Annotated in this window: 20 protein-coding genes; 13 read left to right on the forward strand and 7 right to left on the reverse strand. The window is 71.6% G+C overall.

Annotated elements, in window-relative coordinates:
- Window positions 1–3: 3 nt before the first annotated feature.
- The gene (locus tag ABD951_RS06935) at window positions 4–1,419 is read right to left on the reverse strand and encodes an amidase (protein ID WP_345343031.1); all 1,416 of its coding nucleotides are present in this window, start codon (window positions 1,417–1,419) and stop codon (window positions 4–6) included.
- Window positions 1,420–1,541: 122 nt separating this feature from the next.
- Between ABD951_RS06935 and ABD951_RS06940 the strand changes: the two genes are divergently transcribed.
- From ABD951_RS06940 to ABD951_RS06990, 11 genes are all read left to right on the forward strand, one after another.
- Entirely contained in the window at window positions 1,542–4,205 is a 2,664-nt protein-coding gene (locus ABD951_RS06940) for a valine--tRNA ligase (RefSeq protein WP_425569791.1), read from the forward strand.
- Window positions 4,202–5,638 (forward strand): bifunctional tetrahydrofolate synthase/dihydrofolate synthase, encoded by a 1,437-nt coding sequence (gene folC, locus ABD951_RS06945; RefSeq protein ID WP_345343033.1) that lies wholly within the window; start codon window positions 4,202–4,204, stop codon window positions 5,636–5,638. The genes ABD951_RS06940 and folC overlap by 4 nt, the downstream gene beginning before the upstream one ends.
- A complete protein-coding gene (locus ABD951_RS06950; protein WP_345343034.1) occupies window positions 5,635–6,036 on the forward strand; it encodes a DUF4233 domain-containing protein in 402 nt (133 codons plus the stop codon). Before folC ends, ABD951_RS06950 begins: the two co-directional genes overlap by 4 nt.
- A 77-nt stretch (window positions 6,037–6,113) precedes the next feature.
- Window positions 6,114–6,533: a nucleoside-diphosphate kinase gene (gene ndk, locus ABD951_RS06955; RefSeq protein ID WP_345343035.1), complete on the forward strand. Its 420-nt coding sequence runs from the start codon at window positions 6,114–6,116 to the stop codon at window positions 6,531–6,533.
- A gap of 379 nt (window positions 6,534–6,912) precedes the next feature.
- Window positions 6,913–10,017 (forward strand): translation initiation factor IF-2 N-terminal domain-containing protein, encoded by a 3,105-nt coding sequence (locus ABD951_RS06960; RefSeq protein ID WP_345343036.1) that lies wholly within the window; start codon window positions 6,913–6,915, stop codon window positions 10,015–10,017.
- 210 nt (window positions 10,018–10,227) lie between these two features.
- Window positions 10,228–10,539 (forward strand): 50S ribosomal protein L21, encoded by a 312-nt coding sequence (rplU, locus tag ABD951_RS06965; RefSeq protein WP_345343037.1) that lies wholly within the window; start codon window positions 10,228–10,230, stop codon window positions 10,537–10,539.
- A 43-nt stretch (window positions 10,540–10,582) separates the two neighbouring features.
- A complete protein-coding gene (gene rpmA / locus ABD951_RS06970; protein WP_345343038.1) occupies window positions 10,583–10,846 on the forward strand; it encodes a 50S ribosomal protein L27 in 264 nt (87 codons plus the stop codon).
- Between the two features lie 102 nt (window positions 10,847–10,948).
- Window positions 10,949–12,409 carry a GTPase ObgE gene (gene obgE / locus ABD951_RS06975; RefSeq protein ID WP_345343039.1) on the forward strand — a complete coding sequence of 487 codons (1,461 nt, stop codon included), beginning with the start codon at window positions 10,949–10,951 and terminating at the stop codon, window positions 12,407–12,409.
- Window positions 12,410–12,414: 5 nt separating this feature from the next.
- On the forward strand, window positions 12,415–13,515 hold the full coding sequence (gene proB, locus ABD951_RS06980) for a glutamate 5-kinase (protein ID WP_345343908.1): 1,101 nt from the start codon (window positions 12,415–12,417) through the stop codon (window positions 13,513–13,515).
- Between the two features lie 131 nt (window positions 13,516–13,646).
- Complete coding sequence (locus tag ABD951_RS06985; RefSeq protein WP_345343040.1) at window positions 13,647–13,985, forward strand: hypothetical protein; 339 nt, start codon at window positions 13,647–13,649, stop codon at window positions 13,983–13,985.
- A 37-nt stretch (window positions 13,986–14,022) separates the two neighbouring features.
- Window positions 14,023–14,352 carry a hypothetical protein gene (locus ABD951_RS06990; protein WP_345343041.1) on the forward strand — a complete coding sequence of 110 codons (330 nt, stop codon included), beginning with the start codon at window positions 14,023–14,025 and terminating at the stop codon, window positions 14,350–14,352.
- Here ABD951_RS06990 and ABD951_RS06995 read toward each other — a convergent pair.
- A complete protein-coding gene (locus ABD951_RS06995) occupies window positions 14,325–15,185 on the reverse strand; it encodes an NAD-dependent protein deacetylase (protein ID WP_345343043.1) in 861 nt (286 codons plus the stop codon). The genes ABD951_RS06990 and ABD951_RS06995 overlap by 28 nt on opposite strands.
- 68 nt (window positions 15,186–15,253) lie before the next feature.
- Here ABD951_RS06995 and ABD951_RS07000 point away from each other — a divergent pair, with 68 nt between their 5' ends.
- A complete protein-coding gene (locus tag ABD951_RS07000; RefSeq protein WP_345343045.1) occupies window positions 15,254–15,739 on the forward strand; it encodes a VOC family protein in 486 nt (161 codons plus the stop codon).
- 41 nt (window positions 15,740–15,780) lie between these two features.
- On the forward strand, window positions 15,781–15,966 hold the full coding sequence (locus tag ABD951_RS07005; protein WP_345343046.1) for a hypothetical protein: 186 nt from the start codon (window positions 15,781–15,783) through the stop codon (window positions 15,964–15,966).
- Here ABD951_RS07005 and ABD951_RS07010 read toward each other — a convergent pair.
- The 5 genes from ABD951_RS07010 to ABD951_RS07030 form a co-directional block, all read right to left on the reverse strand.
- Complete coding sequence (locus ABD951_RS07010) at window positions 15,960–16,883, reverse strand: D-isomer specific 2-hydroxyacid dehydrogenase family protein (RefSeq protein WP_345343047.1); 924 nt, start codon at window positions 16,881–16,883, stop codon at window positions 15,960–15,962. The two genes, ABD951_RS07005 and ABD951_RS07010, sit on opposite strands and share 7 nt — an antisense overlap.
- A 12-nt stretch (window positions 16,884–16,895) precedes the next feature.
- The gene (locus tag ABD951_RS07015) at window positions 16,896–17,294 is read right to left on the reverse strand and encodes an ectoine synthase (protein ID WP_345343048.1); all 399 of its coding nucleotides are present in this window, start codon (window positions 17,292–17,294) and stop codon (window positions 16,896–16,898) included.
- Window positions 17,295–17,307: 13 nt separating this feature from the next.
- Window positions 17,308–18,570 carry a diaminobutyrate--2-oxoglutarate transaminase gene (gene ectB, locus ABD951_RS07020; protein ID WP_345343049.1) on the reverse strand — a complete coding sequence of 421 codons (1,263 nt, stop codon included), beginning with the start codon at window positions 18,568–18,570 and terminating at the stop codon, window positions 17,308–17,310.
- Window positions 18,567–19,103, reverse strand: a complete 537-nt coding sequence (ectA, locus tag ABD951_RS07025) for a diaminobutyrate acetyltransferase (RefSeq protein ID WP_345343050.1) — start codon at window positions 19,101–19,103, stop codon at window positions 18,567–18,569. Before ectA ends, ectB begins: the two co-directional genes overlap by 4 nt.
- A gap of 120 nt (window positions 19,104–19,223) precedes the next feature.
- The gene (locus tag ABD951_RS07030) at window positions 19,224–21,335 is read right to left on the reverse strand and encodes a RecQ family ATP-dependent DNA helicase (RefSeq protein ID WP_345343051.1); all 2,112 of its coding nucleotides are present in this window, start codon (window positions 21,333–21,335) and stop codon (window positions 19,224–19,226) included.
- Window positions 21,336–21,512: the final 177 nt, after the last annotated feature.

The following is a 21,512-nucleotide window of genomic DNA, read 5'->3' on the forward strand; positions in this document are numbered from 1 at the left end:
GGATCAGCGACGCGTGTCCGCGTGAATCGGCGGCGTCCGGTCCCGCCACGGAGCCGCCTGCTCCAGTTGCGCGGCCACCTGGAGCAGCAGGTCCTCGCGGCCGGGCGCGGCGACGAGCTGCACCCCGATCGGCAACCCCTCCCGGCTCTGCGCGAGCGGCACGCTGATCGCCGGTCCGCCGGACACGTTGAAGGCGGCGGTGAACGGACCGACCTCGAAGATCCGCCGCAGCCACGACCGCACCGTGTGACCCTCGGCGTCGTAGTCGAGGGTGCCGTGCGACGGCGGCAGCTGCGCCATCGTCGGCGTCACCAGCAGGTCGTGGGCGGTGAAGAATGTGCCGACGGCGCGGGTCACCCGGTGCTGGGCGTCGATCCCGGCGGCGACATCGAGCAGCGACGCCGACACGGTCTCGCCGAGCACGACCCGCGACACCGCTTCCAGCAGATCGGGGTTCGGCCGCGCCGGCGCCCGCAGCATCGCGGCACCGGTCGACAGCGCGGTGAGCAGGCAGGCCTCGACGACGTCGTCCGGCGCGACCGCGGGCGCGGCCTCGGTGACGTCGTGGCCGATCCACTCGAGCAGCCTGGCGGCCGTCACCGCCGCGTCCGCCACCTGCCGGTCCACCGGCGTGTGGGCGGTCGTCGACACCGCGACCCGCAGCCGCCCGGGGTCGGTGCGGACCGCCGTCGCGAACGGCCGCGCCGGGGGAGTGGCGGCGTACTTCTCGCCGACGACCGGGCCGGACACGGCGTCGAGCAGGGCCGCACAGTCCCGGACCGTGCGCGTGAGACCGAACTCGTAGACCTGCCCGAACCCCACCTCACCCGCCAGGGGGCCGCTCGGGGTGCGGCCCCGGCCCGGTTTGAGTCCGACCAGTCCGCAGCACGAGGCGGGCACCCGCAGTGACCCCGCGCCGTCGTTGCCGTGCGCGAACGGCACCGCCCCGGCCGCAACCAACGCCGCGGCGCCGCCACTGGACCCGCCGACCCCGCGGTGCGGGTCCCACGGATTGCGGGTCGCCCCGTACCGGCGCGACTCGGTCGCGAAGTTCAGCCCCCACTCGGGCGCGGTCGTCTGGCCCAACGCGACCAGGCCGGCGGCCCGGAACCGGGTCATCAGCTCGTGGTCGGTACCGGCGACGGCGCCGCGGATCGCGCGGCTGCCCAGCGTGAACGGCATCCCCCGGACGAACGGGCCGCTGTCCTTGACGACGAACGGCACCCCGGCCAGCGGTCCCGACCGGTCCGCCGCCGGAGCCGGGTCGAACAGCGGCGAGGTCAGCGCGTTCAGGTCGCCGTTCACCGCGCCGATCGCGCGGCGCGCCACCGCCTCGACCTCGGCGGCCGTCACCTCGCCGGAGCGGATCAGGGCGGCGACTCCGACCGCGTCCAGGCCGGCGTACTCGTCGACGTTCATGACGCCATCACACCGTCGCCCGGCGCCGGGCGCCAGCGAATTCCGCGCCACCCGGCCGGGTCGCGGCGCACACGGCGATGTGGCGGGAACCACGGCCGGTGCCGTTCTCTAGAATTGCGCAGGTGACCAGTGCCGCGCCGCAAGACCCCACGAACCCCGCCGACGCCCTCCCGAAGAGCTGGGACCCCAGCGCCGTCGAGGAACAGCTCTACGAGGGCTGGGTAGCCGCCGGCTACTTCCGGGCCGACGCGACCAGCGACAAGCCCGCCTACTCGATCGTGCTGCCCCCGCCGAACGTCACCGGCAGCCTGCACATGGGTCACGCGCTCGACCACACCCTGATGGACGCGCTCACCCGCCGCAAGCGGATGCAGGGCTACGAGGTGCTGTGGCTGCCCGGCATGGACCACGCCGGCATCGCCACCCAGACCGTCGTCGAGAAGCAGCTCGCCGCCGACGGCACGTCGAAGGAAGACCTCGGCCGCGACGCGTTCGTCGAGAAGGTCTGGGAGTGGAAGCGCGAGTCCGGCGGCACGATCCAGGGGCAGATGCGCCGCATCGGTGACGGCGTCGACTGGTCCCGCGACCGCTTCACGATGGACGAGGGTCTGTCCCGCGCGGTGCAGACGATGTTCAAGCGCCTCTACGACGGGGGCCTGATCTACCGCGCCGAGCGGCTCGTCAACTGGTCACCCGTGCTGCAGACCGCGATCTCCGACATCGAGGTCAAGTTCGAGGAGGTCGAGGGTGAGCTGGTCTCGCTGCGCTACGGCTCCCTGAAGGACGACGAGCCGCACGTGATCGTCGCGACCACCCGCGTCGAGACGATGCTCGGCGACACCGCCGTCGCGGTGCACCCGGACGACGAGCGGTACAAGCACATCGTCGGGACCACGCTCGAGCACCCGATCACCGGCAGGCAGATCCCGATCATCGCCGACGACTACGTCGACCCCGAGTTCGGCACCGGCGCGGTGAAGATCACCCCCGCCCACGACCCGAACGACTTCGAGATGGGTCTGCGGCACAACCTGCCGATGCCCACGATCATGGACAAGACCGGCAAGATCGCCGACACCGGAACACAATTCGACGGCATGGACCGGTTCGAGGCGCGCGTGAAGGTGCGTGAGGCGCTCGCCGAGCAGGGGCGTGTCGTCGCGGAGAAGCGTCCCTACGTGCACAGCGTCGGCCACTCCGAGCGGTCCGGCGAGACCATCGAGCCGCGGCTGTCGATGCAGTGGTGGGTCAAGGTCGACGGGCTGGCGAAGGCCGCCGGCGACGCCGTTCGCAACGGGGAGACCACGATCCACCCCGCCAGCCAGGAACCGCGCTGGTTCGCGTGGGTCGACAACATGCACGACTGGTGCATCTCCCGGCAGCTGTGGTGGGGCCACCGCATCCCGATCTGGTACGGCCCGAACGGCGAGGTGCAGTGCTTCGGACCGGACGAGGCCGCGCCCGCCGGCTGGGAGCAGGACCCGGACGTACTCGACACCTGGTTCTCGTCCGGCCTGTGGCCGTTCTCGACGATGGGCTGGCCCGAGCGGACCGCCGAACTCGAGAAGTTCTATCCCACCAGTGTTCTCGTCACCGGCTACGACATCCTGTTCTTCTGGGTGGCGCGGATGATGATGTTCGGCACCCGCGTCTCCGGCGACGACGCCCTCCAGGGCGGCACGGTGCCGTTCACGGATCTGTTCCTGCACGGCCTGGTCCGCGACCAGTACGGCAAGAAGATGTCGAAGTCCCGCGGCAACGGCATCGACCCGCTCGACTGGGCGGACCGCTTCGGCGCCGACGCGCTGCGTTTCACGCTGGCTCGCGGCGCCAACCCGGGCAGCGACCTCGCGGTCGGCGAGGACCACGCGCAGTCCTCCCGCAACTTCGCGAACAAGCTGTTCAACGCGACGAAGTTCGCCCTGATGAACGGTGCCGTGGCAGCCGCTCTGCCGGACCGCGCCGCGCTCACCGACGCCGACCGCTGGATCCTCGACCGGCTCGAGCAGGTGCGCGCCGAGGTCGACGAGGCGTTCGAACGCTACGAGTTCTCCAAGGCCTGCGAGGCGCTCTACCACTTCGCGTGGGACGAGGTGTGCGACTGGTACCTCGAGCTCGCCAAGCCGCAGCTCGCCGAGGGCAGCGTGCACGCGGACGGGACGAAGGCGGTGCTCGGCACCGTCCTCGACGCGCTGCTGCGACTGCTGCACCCGGTGATCCCGTTCGTCACCGAGACCCTGTGGAAGGTCCTCACCGGCGGCGAGTCCGTCGTCGTCGCGTCGTGGCCCGCGGCCACCGGTGTCGCGCCGGACGCCGACGCCAGCCGTCGGGTCGCGGACCTGCAGAAGCTCGTCACCGAGATCCGCCGCTTCCGCAGCGACCAGGGCCTCAAGCCCTCGCAGAAGGTCGCCGCGCGGCTGACGGAGATCGACACCGCCGACCTGACCGCACAGGTCGGTGCCGTCGCGTCCCTGGCCAAGCTCACCGAGCCCGGTGCCGATTTCGCCGCCACCGCGTCGATCGAGGTGCGACTGGCCCGCGCGACCGTCGTCGTCGAACTCGACACCTCCGGCAGCGTCGACATCGCCGCCGAACGCAAGCGGCTCGAGAAGGATCTCGCGGTCGCCGAGAAGGAACTCGCCGGCACCACGGCCAAGCTCGGCAACGAGGCGTTCCTGGCGAAGGCGCCCGACGCGGTCGTCGACAAGATCCGGGGGCGTCAGCAGGTGGCGCAGGAGGAGATCGCCCGGATCACCGCGCGACTGCAGGAGCTGGGTCCGGCGTGAGCGACGAGCAGGCGCGGCCGTTCGAGGACGCGGGGGTCCCGTCCCCGGTGGATCTCGCGGAACTGGCCCTGGTCGAGGCCGAACTCGACAAGCGGTGGCCCGAGACGAAGATCGAGCCGTCGCTGACCCGGATCGCCGCACTGATGGACCTGCTCGGGTCGCCGCAGCAGGCGTATCCGGCGATCCACGTCGCCGGCACCAACGGCAAGACGTCGGTGACGCGGATGATCGACGCCCTGCTCACCCGACTGCATCGCCGGGTGGGCCGGACGACCAGCCCGCACCTGCAACTGGCGACCGAGCGCATCAGCATCGACGGCGCGCCGATCTCGCCGCGCACGTATGTCGACACCTACCGTGAGCTCGCGCCGTACGTCGAGATGATCGACGCGCAGTCGCAGGCCGCGGGTGGGCCGGCGATGAGCAAGTTCGAGGTGCTGACCGCGATGGCCTTCGCCGCGTTCGCCGAGGCGCCGGTCGACGTCGGGGTGATCGAGGTCGGGCTCGGCGGCCGGTGGGACGCCACGAACGTGATCGACGGCCAGGTCGCGGTCATCACCCCGATCAGCCTCGACCACGCCGAGTTCCTGGGCGACGATCTGGCCGGGATCGCCGCCGAGAAGGCCGGGATCATCAAGAAGGCCCCGGACTCGCTGGTGCCCCGCGACACCGTCGCGATCCTCGCGCAGCAGGAGCCGGAGGTGATGGACGTGCTGCTGCGGCGTGCCGTCGAGGCGGACGCCGCGGTCGCCCGGGAGGGCTCCGAGTTCGCGGTCCTCGCCCGGCAGATCGCCGTCGGCGGACAGCAACTCGAGCTGCAGGGGCTCGGCGGCGTCTACACCGACATCTTCCTGCCGCTGCACGGCGAGCACCAGGCGCGGAACGCGTCGCTCGCGCTCGCCGCGGTCGAGGCGTTCTTCGGGGCCGGGCCGGACCGGCAACTCGACGTCGACGCGATCCGGGAAGGGTTTGCGTCCCTGACGAATCCGGGCCGGCTCGAACGGGTGCGCAGCGCGCCCACCGTGTTCCTCGACGCCGCCCACAACCCCGACGGCGCCCGCGCCCTCGCCGTGGCGCTGTCCGACGAGTTCGACTTCCGCAAACTCGTCGGCGTCGTCGCGATCATGGGGGACAAGGACGTCGACGGCATCCTCACCGCGCTCGAGCCGGTGTTCGACGAACTCGTCGTCACCCACAACGGCTCACCCCGCGGCATGGACGTCGAGCGGCTCGCCGATCTCGCGGTCGCGCGATTCGGCGACGAGCGGGTGGTGGTCGCGCCGACCCTGCCCGACGCGATCGAAACCGCGATCGGACTGGCCGAGGAGGTCGCCGAACCCGGCGAGGCGGTCTCCGGGGCCGGTGTCGTCGTCACCGGGTCCGTCGTCACCGCCGGCGCCGCCCGCACCCTGTTCGGAAAGGACCCCGCGTGAGCACTCCCGACCAGCCGGCCGCGTTCAAGCCGCCGGCCAACGACCCGTGGAAAGGGTTCCGGGGCGTCTGCTCCGGCACGCTGATCCTCGAGTCCATCGTGGTGTTCCTCGCGATCCCCGCGATCGCGAAGCTCGGCGAGGGGGTCGGTGCCGGCGCCGTCGTCTACCTCGTCGTCCTCGGTGTGGTGATGATCCTCGCGTGCGGCGTCCAGTCCCGGCCGTGGGCGATGGGTCTGAACCTCGGTCTGCAGGTCGCGCTGATCGCGGGCTGGTTCGTCCACCCGGCGGTCGGTGCGATGGGTCTGCTGTTCGCGGCGGTGTGGGTGTACATGCTGTACCTGCGCAAGGACATCCAGGCGCGGATCGAACGCGGACTGCTTCCGGGCCAACGAGACTGAACGTCGTGGAGGTGGCCTCCCCGTGCCCCGGGGGCTCCGCACCGGGGTGGGGGAGGCATGCCTTAGGCTGATGTTTCGTGACTGAGCGGACCCTGGTACTGATCAAGCCCGACGGCGTCGCCCGCCGACTCGTCGGGGACATCCTCGCGCGGATCGAGCGCAAGGGGCTGGCGGTCACGGCGCTCGAGATGCGCACCCCCGACCTCGACGTCGCGGGCACGCACTACGCCGAACACGCGGAGCGGCCCTTCTACCCGGGTCTGCTCGATTTCATCACCTCCGGCCCGCTCGTCGCGGCCGTCGTCGAGGGGCCGCGCGCGATCGCGGCGTTCCGTCAGATCGCCGGCGGCACCGATCCCGTCGAGAAGGCCGTCCCCGGCACCATCCGCGGCGACCTCGCCCTCGACGGTCAGCAGAACCTCGTGCACGGATCGGACTCGGTCGAGTCCGCCGAGCGCGAGATCGCCCTCTGGTTCCCGCATCTCGCCCGAGCCTGACGACCCCGCCCGGCCGCGCGTCCTCGCGCGGCCGGTGTCGTGGAGCGCCGTTGGCGCGGCCGAGGGCGCGCGTGTGGGATACTGGTGACGGTCGACCCACATCTGTTTCGTCACTGTCGTGATGTCACTGCCGTCACAGGTGCGGTCCGATCGGATGACACCACGGCTCGATGCCCGCATCGCTGCCGCCGCGTGAAGGAAATCCCTCCCCGGCGGCATGCTGGATGGTCGGCGCACGGATCGCGGAGTTCAGCCTGCCAGGCGCCGCACGGCGCGAGACCAGACGAACTCACACCCCGGTGTGAGACACAGACAGCGCCCTCGAGTGGCCGCGCACATCCGTGAAGGTGGACGCGCCCGGGGGCCCGAGGAGACTTACGTGGCCGATCAAGCGCCGCCCGAAAATTCACAGTCCAGCGTTCCCGCGTTCCCGGCGAAGATCCGGGTGCACGCGCTCGCGAAGATGCTGGGACTGACCAGCAAGCAGGTGCTCGCGAAGGTCGCCGAGTTCGGCACCGAACTGCGCAGCGCCCAGTCCAGCGTCGACAAGGCCCTCGCGGAGCGGGTGCACGCGGCGATCACCGCTCCCGCCGAGGCCGTCGAGCCGGCTGCGGAGGCCGCCGCCGAGTCGGCCGCCGAGGCGGTCGAACCCGCCGCGGTGCAGGCCACAGCGGACCAGATCGCCGAGGCCCATCTCCCCGAGGAGATCCAGCCCGGACTGTTCACCGACGTCGAGACCCAGCAGGCGTCGGCCGCGGCGCAGGAGGCCGCGCCGCTGTTCCAGGCCCCGCTGTTCCTGCAGCCCGAAGCCGCTGCCGTCGAACCCGCCCCGCGCCGCCGCCGCGCCCGGCGCGCGGCCGCCGCACCCGACGAGGCCGCGCCGATCGAGGTCACCACCGAGGCCGAGGTCGAGGCGGAGCCCGTGGCCGCGGAGGCCGCCGCTGCGGAGCCCGCCGTCGAGGCCGCCGCCGAGGCCGCCGAGGAACGCCCCGAAACCGAGGACGAGACCGGCGAGGGCCAGGGCCGTCGCCGCCGGCGTGGTCGCCGCGGTCGCGGTCGCGGTCGCGGAGAGCAGGGCGTCGAGGAGGCCGCCGAGGAAGCCGAGGCCGAGGCCGGCGAGACCGAGCTCACCGAGCCGGCCGCCGAGGCCGAGGTCGCGGAGACCGCGGAAGGCGAGACCGTCGAAGGCGAGGAGGCCGAGGAGGCCGGCGAGGGCACCAGCCGTCGCCGTCGGCGCCGGCGTCGCCGCAAGGGCAGCGCCGACACGACCGAGACCGCAGAGGACGACGGCGTCGCGACCGTCGTGCACGAGCGCGAACCGCGCACCAAGGCCCGCGCGAAGGACGAGGTGCAGGGCATCTCCGGCTCCACCCGGCTGGAGGCGAAGCGGCAGCGCCGCCGCGACGGCCGCGACGCCGGTCGCAGGCGCCCGCCGATCCTCACCGAGTCGGAGTTCCTGGCCCGCCGGGAGGCAGTCGACCGTGTCATGGTGGTCCGCGAGAAGACCGGCGCGGCCCACCCGGACGGCCTGACGCAGGTCGCGGTGCTCGAGGACGGCGTCCTCGTCGAGCACTTCGTCACCACCTCGGCGTCCGCGTCGATGGTCGGCAACGTCTACCTCGGTCGCGTGCAGAACGTGCTGCCGTCGATGGAGGCCGCGTTCATCGACATCGGCCGCGGACGCAACGGCGTCCTCTACGCCGGTGAGGTCAACTGGGAGGCCGCCGGGCTCGGCGGCAACAGCCGCAAGATCGAGCAGGCCCTCAAGCCCGGCGACCAGGTGCTCGTCCAGGTGTCCAAGGACCCGGTCGGGCACAAGGGCGCCCGGCTGACCACCCAGATCTCGCTCGCCGGCCGATTCCTCGTGTACGTGCCCGGCGGCAACTCCACCGGCATCAGCCGCAAGCTGCCCGACACCGAACGCAAGCGGCTCAAGGAGATCCTGCGAGAGGTCGTCCCGGCCGACGCCGGCGTCATCATCCGGACCGCCGCCGAGGGCGTCAGCGAGGAGGAACTCGCGCGCGACGTGCTGCGGCTGCAGTCGCAGTGGGCCGACATCGAGAAGCAGGCCGAGACCGCCGACAAGGGCAAGTCCGGCAACCCGAAGGCCCTGTACGAGGAGCCGGACCTGCTGGTCAAGGTCGTCCGCGACCTGTTCAACGAGGATTTCTCGAAGATCGTCATCGAGGGCGAGAAGTCGTGGTCGACGGTCGAGGGCTACATCAAGACCGTCGCCCCCGACCTGCTGCCGCGGGTCGAGCGGTACGAGGGCAACGGCGGCCCCGACGTGTTCGAGGCCAAGCGCATCGACGAGCAGCTCGCCAAGGCTCTCGACCGCAAGGTGTGGCTGCCGTCCGGCGGCACCCTCGTCATCGACCGCACCGAGGCGATGACCGTCGTCGACGTCAACACCGGCAAGTTCACCGGCTCGGGCGGCAACCTCGAGGAGACCGTCACCCGCAACAACCTCGAGGCTGCCGAGGAGATCGTGCGGCAGATGCGGCTGCGCGACATCGGCGGCATGATCGTCGTCGACTTCATCGACATGGTGCTCGAGTCGAACCGCGACCTCGTGCTGCGCCGGCTCACCGAGTCGCTCGGCCGGGACCGCACCCGGCACCAGGTCTCCGAGGTGACCTCGCTCGGCCTGGTCCAGATGACCCGCAAGAAGCTCGGCACCGGGCTGGTCGAGGCGTTCTCCACCACGTGCGAGCACTGCCACGGCCGCGGCATCCTCGTCCACGCCGATCCCGTCGAGGTGCGCTCCGGCGACGACGGCGGTGCGCGGTCGCAGGGCAAGGGCGAGGCGGGTGGCCGGCGCAAGCGCGGCCGCGACAAGTCGCCCGCGCCCACCGAGCCGGTCGTGGAGAAGAACGGGCACACCGCCGAGGCCGACGCGACCGCCAAGCGTGCGCACCCCGTCGCTCTCGCGATGGCCGCGCACCTGCACGAGGACACCGCGCAGCCCGCCCCGGAGGCGGAGAGCCGGGACGAGACGGCCACCGAGGTCGCCGGGGTCGCGGAGACCGCGGCACCCGCGGTCGCGGAGATGGCCGAGAGCGCCGCACCCGAGGTCGTCGAGACCCCGATCGCGGAGGCCCCCGGCGTCGAGCCTGCCGTCGTGGAGGTGGAAGCCGAGGTCGCCGAGGAGCCCCCGGCCGCCCAGGAGCCCGTGGCAACGGCCGCTCCGGCTCGCGGACGGCGTCGGGCCCGGCGGGCGTCGCGGGCGTCCGCCGCGCCCGCGGCGGGGGAGCCGGCCGACGTCGGCACCGTCGTCGTGATCCCGGCCGACGAGCACCCGGAGCCGGCCCCGCAGCCGGCGACCACACCGGCAGCCGCCCTGACCACTCCGGAGGTCCCGCAGCCGCCGGCGGATGCGCTCGTGGGCGACGGTGCCGGGGCGTCTGCGGAACCCTCCGCGGGCAAGCGACGGCCGCGTCGTCGGGCGGCGGCACGCCCGGCGGGTCCGCCAGCCGAGGCCTGATCGGCGGACCGGTCGAGAGTGCGGTTCGGTCGTGTGAGGGCGGTTTGACCCTGCGACACGCCATCCCGTAATCTTGACCGGTCGCTACTCGGTGACATCGCTGCGCTGCGCCCGTGAGGGTGCCGGGATGTCCGGGGAAGCAAGTACACCAGACCAGTCGTGCGGCTGCTGCCGCGCGAGCACGTTCGAATTAGCAAGGGGTAGCCGTCGATGGCAACGTACGCGATCGTCAAGACCGGCGGAAAGCAGTACAAGGTCGCTGTTGGTGACCTCGTCAAGGTCGAGAAGATCGAGGGTGAGCCCGGCGCTGCTGTCTCGCTGACCCCGGTTCTCGTCGTCGACGGAGCCGAGCTGACCACCGACGCCGACAAGCTGGCCAAGATCACGGTCACCGGCGAGGTCGTCGAGCAGACCAAGGGCCCGAAGATCCGGATCCACAAGTTCAAGAACAAGACCGGCTACCACAAGCGTCAGGGCCACCGTCAGAAGCTGACGGTCCTCAAGGTCACCGGCATCAAGTAACTCGAGCGTTCGAGACTTCGTAGAACCCTGAGGAGGGTCCGTCATGGCACACAAGAAGGGTGCATCCAGCTCCCGTAACGGTCGCGATTCGAATGCCCAGCGACTCGGCGTGAAGCGTTTCGGCGGCCAGTCCGTCAGCGCCGGCGAGATCCTGGTGCGTCAGCGCGGCACGCACTTCCACCCGGGCGTCAACGTCGGCCGTGGTGGCGACGACACCCTGTTCGCCCTCGCTGCCGGTGCCGTGGAGTTCGGCACCAAGCGTGGACGCAAGACCGTGAACATCGTTCCGGTCGAAGCACAGGCCTGAGTCTGCTGCTTCGAGCAACGCTTCCAAGAGGGGCGGGCCAGGGTCACACACCCGGCCCGCCCCTCCTGCTTTTCACCGACTGAAGGGAAGGATCCGGCAGTCATGTCCCGGTTCATCGACCGAGTGGTGCTGCACGTCAGCGCCGGCAAGGGCGGCAACGGCTGCGCCTCCGTGCACCGCGAGAAGTTCAAGCCGCTCGGCGGACCGGACGGCGGCAACGGCGGCCGCGGCGGCGACGTCGTGCTCGAGGTCGACTCGAGCGTGCACACGCTGCTGGACTTCCACTTCCACCCCCGCGCCAAGGCCACCAACGGCCGCCAGGGCGAGGGCGGGAACCGGGAGGGCGGCAACGGATCCGACCTGGTGCTGAAGGTGCCGGACGGCACCGTCGTGCTGGGCACGGGCGGCGAGATCCTCGCCGACATGATCGGCACCGGGACCCGGTACGTCGCCGCGCAGGGCGGCCGCGGCGGCCTCGGCAACGCCGCACTCTCGTCGAAGGCCCGCAAGGCACCCGGCTTCGCACTGCTCGGCGAGGAGGGGGTCGAACGCGACCTCGTCCTGGAACTGAAGTCCGTCGCCGACGTCGGACTGGTCGGGTTCCCGTCCGCGGGCAAGTCGTCGCTGGTGTCGGTGCTCTCCGCGGCGAAGCCGAAGATCGCCGACTACCCGTTCACCACCCTGCAGCCCAACCTCGGTGTCGTCTCCAGCGGCGACACCACGTTCACGGTCGCGGACGTCCCCGGCCTGATCCCGGGGGCCAGCGACGGCCGCGGACTCGGCCTCGACTTCCTACGGCACCTCGAGCGCTGCGCGGTGCTCGCGCACGTCGTGGACTGCGCGACCCTCGAACCGGGACGGGACCCGGTGTCGGACGTCGACGCACTGGAAGCGGAACTGGCCGCCTACAAGCCGGCGCTGACCGGCGACGCCGGTCTCGGCGACCTCGCCGACCGGCCCCGCATCGTGATCCTGAACAAGGCCGACGTGCCGGACGCCGCGGACCTCGCGGAGATGGTCACCCCCGACTTCGAGCAGCGGGGCTGGCCGGTCTTCACGATCTCCGCGGTGAGCCGGGAAGGCTTGCGGCCGTTGACGTTCGCCCTGGCGAAGATGGTGCAGGAGTACCGCGAGGCGCATCCGCCCGCCGCGCCGAAGCGTCAGGTCATCCGGCCGATCGCGGTCGACGAGACCGGCTTCAGCATCATCGCCGATCCGGAGAACCCCGGCGGGTTCATCGTCCGCGGCACCCGGCCCGAACGCTGGATCCGGCAGACCGCGTTCGACAACGACGAGGCCGTCGGCTACCTCGCGGACCGGCTCGCCCGGCTCGGCGTCGAGGACGAACTCGTCAAGATGGGCGCCGAACCCGGCTGTTCGGTGACGATCGGCGACGTCAGCTTCGAGTGGGAGCCGCAGACCCCGGCCGGTGTCGACATCACCCGCACCGGACGCGGCACGGACGCCCGCCTCGATCAGGTCGACCGGATCGGCGCCGCCGAACGCAAGCACGCGCACCGCGTCCGGCGTGGCCTCGAGGCCGCCGATCCCGAAGACCAGTGACCGAGGTGTCCGGCACCCGCGCCGAGATCGCCACCGCACGCAGCATCGTCGTCAAGATCGGGTCGTCGGCCCTGACCAGCCTCGAGTCCGGCCTCGACCGCGGCAAGCTCGACGCGCTCGCCGACGCCATCGAGGCCCGCATGCGCGCGGGTTCCGACGTGGTCGTCGTGTCGTCGGGTGCCGTCGGCGCGGGCATCGCCCCGCTCGGGCTGTCGAAGCGTCCGCGGGACCTGGCGACCAAGCAGGCCGCGGCCAGCGTCGGGCAGCTCGCCCTCGCCCACGCATGGGGGACGTCGTTCGACCGCTACGGGCGGACCGTCGGCCAGGTGCTGCTCACCGCCGACGACATCGCGCGGCGCACCCAGTACCGCAACGCGCAGCGCACCCTGGACCGGCTGCGTGCCCTGCACGCCGTAGCGGTGGTGAACGAGAACGACACCGTCGCGACCGCGGAACTGCGGTTCGGCGACAACGACCGGCTCGCGGCGATGGTCGCGCACCTGGTCAGCGCCGACGCCCTGATCCTGCTGTCCGATGTCGACGGGCTCTACGACGGCGATCCCCGCAAGGGCGGGGCCACGCTGATCCCGGAGGTCAACAGCCCCGAGGACCTCGACGGGGTGGTCGCGGGATCCGGGGGAGCGCTGGGGACCGGGGGGATGGCGTCGAAGCTGTCCGCCGCCAGGCTCGCCGCCGACTCCGGGGTGCCGGTGCTGCTGGCCGCCGCGACCGACGCGGCGCGGGCGTTGTCCCGGGCCGACGTCGGGACCGCGTTCGCGGCCCGGCCGGCGCGGCTCTCGGCACGCAAGTTCTGGGTGCGGCACGCCGCCGACACCCGGGGCGAGCTGCACCTCGACGACGGTGCGGTGCGGGCGGTCGTCGACAAGCGCCGGTCCCTGCTGCCCACCGGTATCACCGCGACCGCCGGCCGGTTCCTCGGCGGCGACGTGGTGTCGCTGATCGGCCCCGACGGTGCCTCCGTCGCGCGGGGGGTGGTCGCCTACGACGCGAGCGAACTCGACGAGATGCTCGGCCGGTCGACGATGGAGCTGCCGTCCGACATGCAGCGGCCCGTGGTGCACGCCGACGACCTCGTGCGGCTCTGACGCTCGCCCGCCTCCCCGTTCCACCTGCGGTGGTTCCCCGATGTGAGCGGGCGGAGGTCTCGCTGTAACGCCGGAGCCCGGCACACGGACAAACAGACTGTCCGGGATGATTCGGCTGGGGAGGCGATCGGATGAAGCGCGTGATGTCGGCGGTGGTGGGAGCGGTGACGGTCGGAGTCGGCCTGGCGCCGGTGGCGGCGGCCGCGCCCTCCGGAGTACCCGAGTTCCGTCCGTGCAGCGAACACTTCAAGGTGCCGTTCGCGCCGGACACGCCGGGAACGATGAATGCGACCGTGGTCAGCCCGTTCGGGACCGATCGGATCCTCTGCATGGACTGGCACGGATTCATGGCCGCCTACCAGCTCGACCCGTCGGGCATGAAACATCGGCTGGTGCCGCCGCTCGAAGCGGTGGGGTCCACCCAGTACGGCTGGAGCAACGTCTACTTCTGGGATCCGGTGGCGTACTGACCCTGCTGCTGGTGAAAGCGATGGGGAGGCAACGGGAATGAAGCTCGTACTGGCGACCGCGGCGGGTCTGGCAGCGGCGCTGTCGGGGACGCTGCTCGCGCCGACGGCCGCGGCGACCGGGTTCGGGGAGTACGTGCGGTGCGAGTCGTTCCGTGCGCCGTGGGATCCGCAGGCGTGGATTCGGGACGGCGCCGGCGACAAGGTCGTGATCAGCCCGTTCGGCGCGGCCGAGGTGTACTGCACGTCGTGGCACGGGATGACCGCCGCCTTTCAGCTCGACCGGTGGGGACACCGGCACCAGCTCGACGTGCCCTGGCTGGGGCCGTTGACCAACAGGGTCTACGTCTGGAATCCCGCGACCAGCTGACCACCGATGGCGGTGAGGGTTTCGGAGCAGCCGGCGTGCAGCGTGACGGTCGCGAACTCGTCCCCGCGGGTGGCGCCGCGGTTGACGATCGCGACCGGGACACCGATCTTGGCGGCGCGGCGGACGAAGCGCAGACCCGACATCACCGTCAGCGACGAGCCGAGCACCAGGAGCAGCTCCGCGGACTCGACCATCGCGAACGCGGCGTCCACCCGCTCGCGGGGTACCGACTCGCCGAAGTAGACGATGTCGGGTTTGAGGATGCCCCCGCAGCGGTCGCAGTCGACGACGCGGAAGTGTGCGGTCTCCGCGATCACTGCGTCTGCGTCCGGCGCGATCTCGACACCCGTTGCGGCGGAGACGGATTCGGCAAATCTGGGATTCGCGGCATCGAGCCGTTCGGCGAGGGACATGCGCGAGATCCGATGCTCGCAGCCCATGCACCGCACCTGCGCGTAGCTGCCGTGCAGGTCGATCACCGACCTGCTGCCCGCCTTCGTGTGCAGCAGGTCCACGTTCTGCGTGATCACCCCGCGCACCTGCCCCGATCGTTCCAACGCGGCCAGTGCGCGGTGACCGGCGTTGGGTCGCGTGGCGTCCATGAACCGCCACCCGAGATGGTTGCGCGCCCAGTAGTGCCGCCGGAACGCCGCGTCACCCATGAACTGCTGGTACGTCATCGGATTGCGGCGGGGCGAGCCGGGGCCGCGGTAGTCGGGGATTCCCGAATCGGTGCTCATCCCGGCGCCGGTCAACGCGACCACGGTCCGGCCCCGCGCCAGCGCCGCCAGCTTCGTCACGTCCGCGGACGGGCGAGCGGTCGAGGCGGTCATGACGTCCAGGCTAACCCTGTCGCGAATCTTCAAGACCGGGGTGGTGGCTGCGGGGCAGGCTCGGCGTCATGACCACCGTTAATCCGATTCCCACCGGCTACCGCACCCTGACGCCCTACCTCGCCGTGCCCGACGGGTCCGCCGCGCTCGACTTCTACCGGCGCGGACTCGGCGCCGAGATCGTCGACCGGATGGACGCCCCGGGCGGGGGCGTGATGCATGCCGAGATCCGGATCGGCGATTCGATGCTGCAGCTGTCCGACGAGATGCCCGACTTCGGTCTGCGCGCCCCCGAGCCGGGGTGGGTGCACGGCTCGCTGGTCGTGTACGTCGAGGACTGCGACGCGTTCGTCGCCCGGGCCGTCCGCGAGGGTGCGACCCTGGTGACGGCGGTGCAGGACACCTTCTCCGGCGACCGGCACGGGGTCTTCCTCGACCCGTTCGGTCACCGCTGGGCGGTCTGCACGAAGGTCGAGGACGTGCCCTCCGCGGAGGTGGCGCGGCGGGCCCGCGAGTTGTTCTTCCCCGACGCCGAGCCTGCAGAACGACCCTGAGGATCGGGTCGTCCGAGCGTGCCGCGAGTACGGTCGATCACATGGGTGTTATCGGTGAGATGTTCCCGGGAAAGAAGCTGGAGAACGACGACAGCCAGGACGGCGGCGGGCAGGCGTATCACCCGCGCGTCGAACTCGACCTGGACGCGGGCGTGATTCGGGTGTCGCCGGCGAAGCGTGCCGCCGCCCCGCGGGAGGAGCCGGGCGAGTCGGCGCCGGCTCAGTAACCGGCGACCGGATCGACCCGGGCCAGCAGTTCCTCGCCGGCCACGAAGCGGCGCACATTCGCGGCGACGTGGTCGGCGAAGGCCGGGGGCCGCACCGCGGGCGGGTTCGAGCAGTGGGGCGTGACGATCGCGTTCGGCAGCGTCCACAACGGGTGCCCGTCGGGGAGGGGTTCCGGGTCGGTGACGTCGAGTCCGGCGCCGCCGATCCGGCCCTCGCGCAGGGCGGCGACCAACGCGTCGGTGTCGACGAGCGACCCGCGGGCGACGTTGACCACCCACGACCGCGGACCCAGCCGCCGCAGCTGCTCGGCGCCGACCAGGTGCCGGGTGTCCGCGGTGGCGGGCGCGGCGACCACGACGTGGTCGACCCGGTCCCAGAGCTCGTCGGTCCGCGACGCGGGCAGTGTCAGTGCGGCGCCGGGAACCGGTGCGCCGGAACGGTTCACGGCGACCACCTCCGCGCCGACCGCGGTCAGCATCGGCACCAGCGCCCGTCCGATGCCGCCGGCGCCGAGGATGCCGACCCGGCTGCCGCGCAGCGTGCCGACCCGACCGAAGAACTCCTGCTGGCGCCACGTGGTCGCGGCGCTCTGGTCGGGCAGCGCGCGCACCCCCGCCAGCAGCAGCGTCAGCGCGTGCTCGGCCACCGTCGCGGCGAATGCGCCTGCCGCGGAGGTCCATTCGACCTCCGGATGGCGGGAGAAGACGCCCGCCGCGAACCAGTCCTCGACCCCCGCCGAGTACAGCTGCACCCACCGGACCGACTCCGGCAGCGAGTCCGGGAATCCGTCGGGGCCCGCGTCCCAGACCAGCGCCCGCGCCTCGTCGATCGGCGCACAGCGCCCGCCGCCCCGGGTGATCGCCTCCGCCAGCAGCGGGTCGGCGCGCGGGCCGAGGGCGACGGGCACGGGTGTCATGGGAACTCCTCGTCAGGCCGGTGACTCGATCAGCGGATAGACGCCATTCTCGTCGTGCACCTCCCGGCCGGTGACCGGGGGGTTGAACACGCACAGCATCCGCATCGGGGTGACCGGTTCGACGCGATGCCGTTCGTGGCCGTCGAGCAGGTACATCGTGCCCGGACGCAGTTCGTGGACCTCGCCGTTGTCCAGGTCGGTGAGGATGCCGTCGCCCTCGATCAGCCAGACGGCCTCCACGTGGTGGGCGTAGTGGAACTCGTTGACCGAACCGGGGGCGATGGTGGTCTCGTGGAACGAGAACCCGACACCGTCCCCGGCGAGGACGATGCGCTTCGAGCGCCAGTTTCCGTCGGCGCTGGTGATGTCGCGGTCGGTGTCGGTGATCTCGGCGGTGGTGCGGACGATCATCTGAACCTCCTTGTCAGGCACACACTTTGGCGGTGGCTTCGGCGAGGATGCTGAGGCCGTGGTCGAGTTCGGCGTCGGTGACGGTCAGCGGCGGCAGCAGCTTCACCACCTCGTCGGACGGTCCCGAGGTTTCCGCGAGCAGCCCGTCGTCGTAGGCGAGCCCGCACACCTTCACCGCCTTCCCGGGATCGTCGAAGACGAGACCCTGAACCATGCCGCGTCCGCGGCACCCGACGCCGTCGAAGGAGTCGGACAGGTTCGCGAAGATCTCCTCGATCCGCCGGCCCTTGCGCAGGGTCGAGCGCTGCAACGCGTCGTCGGACCAGTAGTGCTCGAGTGCGGCGGTGGCCGTGACGAACGCGGGGTTGTTGCCGCGGAAGGTGCCGTTGTGCTCCCCGGGCGACCAGACGTCGAGTTCCGGTTTGAACAGGGTCACGGCCATCGGCATGCCGTAACCCCCGATCGACTTCGACAGCGTGACGATGTCCGGGGTGATGCCGGCGACCTCGAACGAAAAGAACGGTCCGGTGCGGCCGCAGCCCATCTGGACGTCGTCGACGATCAGCAGGATGTCACGGCTCGCGCACAGGTCGGCGAGCCCGCGCAGCCACTCGGCGCGGGCGACGTTCACGCCGCCCTCGCCCTGCACGGTTTCGACGATGACGCCGGCCGGGCGGTTGAGCCCGCTGCCCGCGTCGTCCAGGACCCGTTCGAACCAGTGGAAGTCCGGCGTCTCGCCGTCGAAGTAGTTGTCGAACGGCATCGGGGTCGTGTGCACCAGGGGCACTCCGGCCCCGGCACGCTTCGTCGCGTTCCCGGACACCGACAGCGAGCCGAGTGTCATCCCGTGGAACGCGCCGGTGAAGTTGACGATCGATTCGCGCCCGGTGACCTTGCGGGCGAGCTTGAGGGCGGCCTCCACGGCGTTGGTGCCGGTCGGGCCGGGGAACTGCACCTTGTAGTCCAGGCCCCGCGGCGCGAGCACCAGCTGCCGGAACGTCTCGAGGAACCGGCGCTTGGCGACCGTGTGCATGTCGAGGCCGTGGGTGATCCCGTCCATGGCCAGGTAGTCGATCAGTGCCCGCTTGAGCACCGGATTGTTGTGCCCGTAGTTCAGGGCCCCGGCACCGGCGAAGAAGTCCAGGTAGTCGCGGCCGGATTCGTCCCGCAGCCAGGATCCGGACGCGGACGCGAACACGGCGGGCCAGGACCGGCTGTAGCTGCGGACCTCGGATTCGAGGTCGGTGAACACGGTGGTGTCGACAGCGGTGGTCATCGAGCTCCTTCGGTGCTCTCGTCCCCGACGACGTAGAGCTCTTCGGATTCGTGAATATCGGGAAAGTTGCTGGCGGTGAACAGTTCTCGCTTCGTGATGGATGTGTAGCGGTCCCGGGCCAGTGCGGTGAACAGGGCGATCGACGCAGTGTTGTCCGGCGTGATCGTCGTTTCCATGCGGGTGACTCCCTGGTGCGCAAGGTGATCGAGCAGCCGGCCGAGCATCGTGGCGGCGATTCCCCGGCCGCGCAGAGCGTCGTCGACCGCGACCTGCCAGACGAACACGGTGCGCGGATCCTTGGGCCGGACGAATCCGGTGACGAAGCCACCGACCCGGCCGTCCACCTCGGCGACCACCGAGGTGTCACGGAAGTCCCTGCACCACAACAGGTAGGAGTAACTGGAATTGAGATCGAGGACCCGCGTGTCGCGGGCGATCTCCCACATCCGGGCGGCGTCGGCGACCTCGGGTCGCCGGACCGATGCCACCGGAGTGGGGCTGTACGGGGTAGCGCTGTTGGTAACGGGCGTCATATATGAACCGAACGTATCAATGGGGGCAACGGAATTCAGCTGCCACCGTCGATTTGTGCACGCGAACCGCGCTCCCGCACTGGTGAGGCGTTACATGTGAGGCTGGTCACACGGGCGTGGTCAGCTGACGCTCGCCAGCGCGAACGGCAGCACCGCACCCGCGCCGGCCGCCCGCAGTTCGCGGGCCGCCATCGTCAGGGTCCAGCCGGTGTCCGTCAGGTCGTCGACCAGCAGGATCGGGCCGTCCACCGCGATCGAATCGGGCACCAGCCAGGCCCCGGCGAGTCCCGCGACCCGGTAGGCGGAGTTCGCCGCCGACACCGGGGGATGGCCCGGCGTGCGCCGCAGGGTGCCCAGATCGGTGAGCCGGCCCACCTGCGCCAGTCGCGCCGACAGCGACGACACCAGTTGCGGCCGGGTCCCGGATTCGAGTGCCAGCACCGCAGTCGGGCGCTCCGGCCAGTCCCACGCCGCCAGCACCGTGATCGCGGCGTCGACGACCGCGTCCGGAACCGGCCCGTCCGGGCCGTCGAACAGGGCCCGGAGTCGCTGACCCCAGCCCAGGTCGGAGAGCCGGCCGAGCACCCGGCCGGTCTCCGGCCCGTCGGTGATCTTCCCGGACAGCGACACACCGAGCTTGGCCAGCCCGGTCGGCCACTGCTTGCGGGGCGCGAGGTCCACGCCGGGCCGATCGAGCCGGGCCCGCGCCCGGGCGATCGCCTCCTCGTCGACCGTCGCGTCCGGGGTCGTGCCGGTGCAGTTGTCGCACCGGCCGCACGGCGCGGCCGCGTCGCCCAGGAGCGGGTCGTCGAGCTGGCGCCGCAGGAACTCCATCCGGCACATCGTGGTGGACTGGTAGTCGACCATCGCCTGCTGTTCGGACGCGCGGGCCCGCTCGAGTCGCTCGTACCGCGCGGCGTCGTACACCCACGGCTGTCCGGTGCCGATCCACCCGCCCCGCACCCGCCGCACCGCACCGTCGACGTCGAGCACCTTGAGCACCATCTCGAGCCGCGACCGATTCAGCTCGACGAGCGGTTCGAGGGCCTGCGTGGACTGCGGCCGCTCGAGGTCGAGCACCTCGAGCACCCGGCGCACCACGTGTTCACGCGGGAAGGCGACGGACGCGAAGTAGCTCCAGATCTGCCGGTCCTCGTGACCGGGCAGCAACACCACCTCGGCCCGGTCGGTGGAGCGGCCGGCGCGGCCGACCTGCTGGTAGTACGAGATCGGGGAGGACGGCGCGCCGAGGTGGACGACGAACCCGAGATCCGGCTTGTCGAAGCCCATGCCGAGCGCCGACGTCGCGACCAGCGCCTTGACCCGGTTGTCGAGCAGGTCCGCCTCGAGCTGCTCCCGCTCGGCGGGGTCGGTCTGACCGGTGTACGCGGCCACCACGTGCCCCTGGTCGGCGAGCAGGCCGGCCAGGTCGCGGGCCGCCGACACGGTGAGGGTGTAGATGATCCCGGACCCCGGCAGGGAATGCAGCCGCTGCCCGAGCCAGGCCGCCCGCTTGGTGGCCTCGTCGATGCGCACCACCGCCAGACTCAGCGACTCGCGCTCGAGGCCGCCGCGCAGCACCAGCGTCTCGGCGCCGGCACTGCCGTCGCCCCCGACGCCGAGCTGCGCGGACACGTCCGCGACCACCCGGTCGTTCGCGGTCGCGGTGGTCGCCAGCACCGGGATGCCGTCGCCGAGCTCGGCGACCAGGGTCCGGATACGCCGGTAGTCGGGGCGGAAGTCGTGACCCCAGTCCGAGACGCAGTGCGCCTCGTCGACCACGACGAGACCGGCGTCCGCGGCGAGCGCGGGCAGCACCTGGTCGCGGAAGTCCGGGTTGTTCAACCGCTCCGGACTGACCAGCAGGACGTCGACGTCGCCGTCGGCGATGCGCTGGTGGATCTCGTCCCACTCGGTGACGTTGCCGGAGTTGATCGTCGCGGCCCGCACCCCGGCCCGGGCCGCGGACTCGACCTGGTTGCGCATCAACGCCAGCAGCGGCGAGACGATGACCGTCGGCCCGTGCCCCCGCGCGCGGAGCAGCCTCGCGGAGATGAAGTACACCGCGGACTTGCCCCAGCCGGTGCGCTGGACGACCAGCGCGCGGCGCCGGTGCACGACCAGCGCCTCGATCGCGACCCACTGGTCGTCGCGCAGGCGGGCGTGTGGCCCCGCGAGCTCGCGCAGCAGGGACTCGGCGTCGGAGCGCAGATCGGTCGCGGCGGAGGTCATGGGTCCATCGTGCCGGACCGCACCGACACGGGCGCCGGGCCCGCCGGGGCGGGGGACGTCAGCGGGGGCGCCGTGGTGACCCGCAGCACGGCCCCGACCGTGTGCCCGCGGTCCGGCGGACCGCTGCCCTCAGCGCGACGAACTGGCTGCCGTCGCAACACGGCTGCAGGGCCGTGT

The sequence above is a fragment of the Rhodococcus olei genome (genome assembly GCF_039540555.1).
Lineage (GTDB): Bacteria > Actinomycetota > Actinomycetes > Mycobacteriales > Mycobacteriaceae > Rhodococcus_G > Rhodococcus_G olei.

Excerpts from the sequence above, each read along its gene's own strand:
- ABD951_RS06935 (WP_345343031.1), bottom strand. The coding sequence starts at position 1,419 with ATGAACGTCGACGAGTACGCCGGCCTGGACGCGGTCGGAGTCGCCGCC.
- rplU (WP_345343037.1), top strand. The coding sequence starts at position 10,228 with ATGGCAACGTACGCGATCGTCAAGACCGGCGGAAAGCAGTACAAGGTC.
- rpmA (WP_345343038.1), top strand. The coding sequence starts at position 10,583 with ATGGCACACAAGAAGGGTGCATCCAGCTCCCGTAACGGTCGCGATTCG.
- obgE (WP_345343039.1), top strand. The coding sequence starts at position 10,949 with ATGTCCCGGTTCATCGACCGAGTGGTGCTGCACGTCAGCGCCGGCAAG.
- ABD951_RS06985 (WP_345343040.1), top strand. The coding sequence starts at position 13,647 with ATGAAGCGCGTGATGTCGGCGGTGGTGGGAGCGGTGACGGTCGGAGTC.
- ABD951_RS06990 (WP_345343041.1), top strand. The coding sequence starts at position 14,023 with ATGAAGCTCGTACTGGCGACCGCGGCGGGTCTGGCAGCGGCGCTGTCG.
- ABD951_RS06995 (WP_345343043.1), bottom strand. The coding sequence starts at position 15,185 with ATGACCGCCTCGACCGCTCGCCCGTCCGCGGACGTGACGAAGCTGGCG.
- ABD951_RS07000 (WP_345343045.1), top strand. The coding sequence starts at position 15,254 with ATGACCACCGTTAATCCGATTCCCACCGGCTACCGCACCCTGACGCCC.
- ABD951_RS07005 (WP_345343046.1), top strand. The coding sequence starts at position 15,781 with ATGGGTGTTATCGGTGAGATGTTCCCGGGAAAGAAGCTGGAGAACGAC.
- ABD951_RS07010 (WP_345343047.1), bottom strand. The coding sequence starts at position 16,883 with ATGACACCCGTGCCCGTCGCCCTCGGCCCGCGCGCCGACCCGCTGCTG.
- ABD951_RS07015 (WP_345343048.1), bottom strand. The coding sequence starts at position 17,294 with ATGATCGTCCGCACCACCGCCGAGATCACCGACACCGACCGCGACATC.
- ectB (WP_345343049.1), bottom strand. The coding sequence starts at position 18,570 with ATGACCACCGCTGTCGACACCACCGTGTTCACCGACCTCGAATCCGAG.
- ectA (WP_345343050.1), bottom strand. The coding sequence starts at position 19,103 with ATGACGCCCGTTACCAACAGCGCTACCCCGTACAGCCCCACTCCGGTG.
- ABD951_RS07030 (WP_345343051.1), bottom strand. The coding sequence starts at position 21,335 with ATGACCTCCGCCGCGACCGATCTGCGCTCCGACGCCGAGTCCCTGCTG.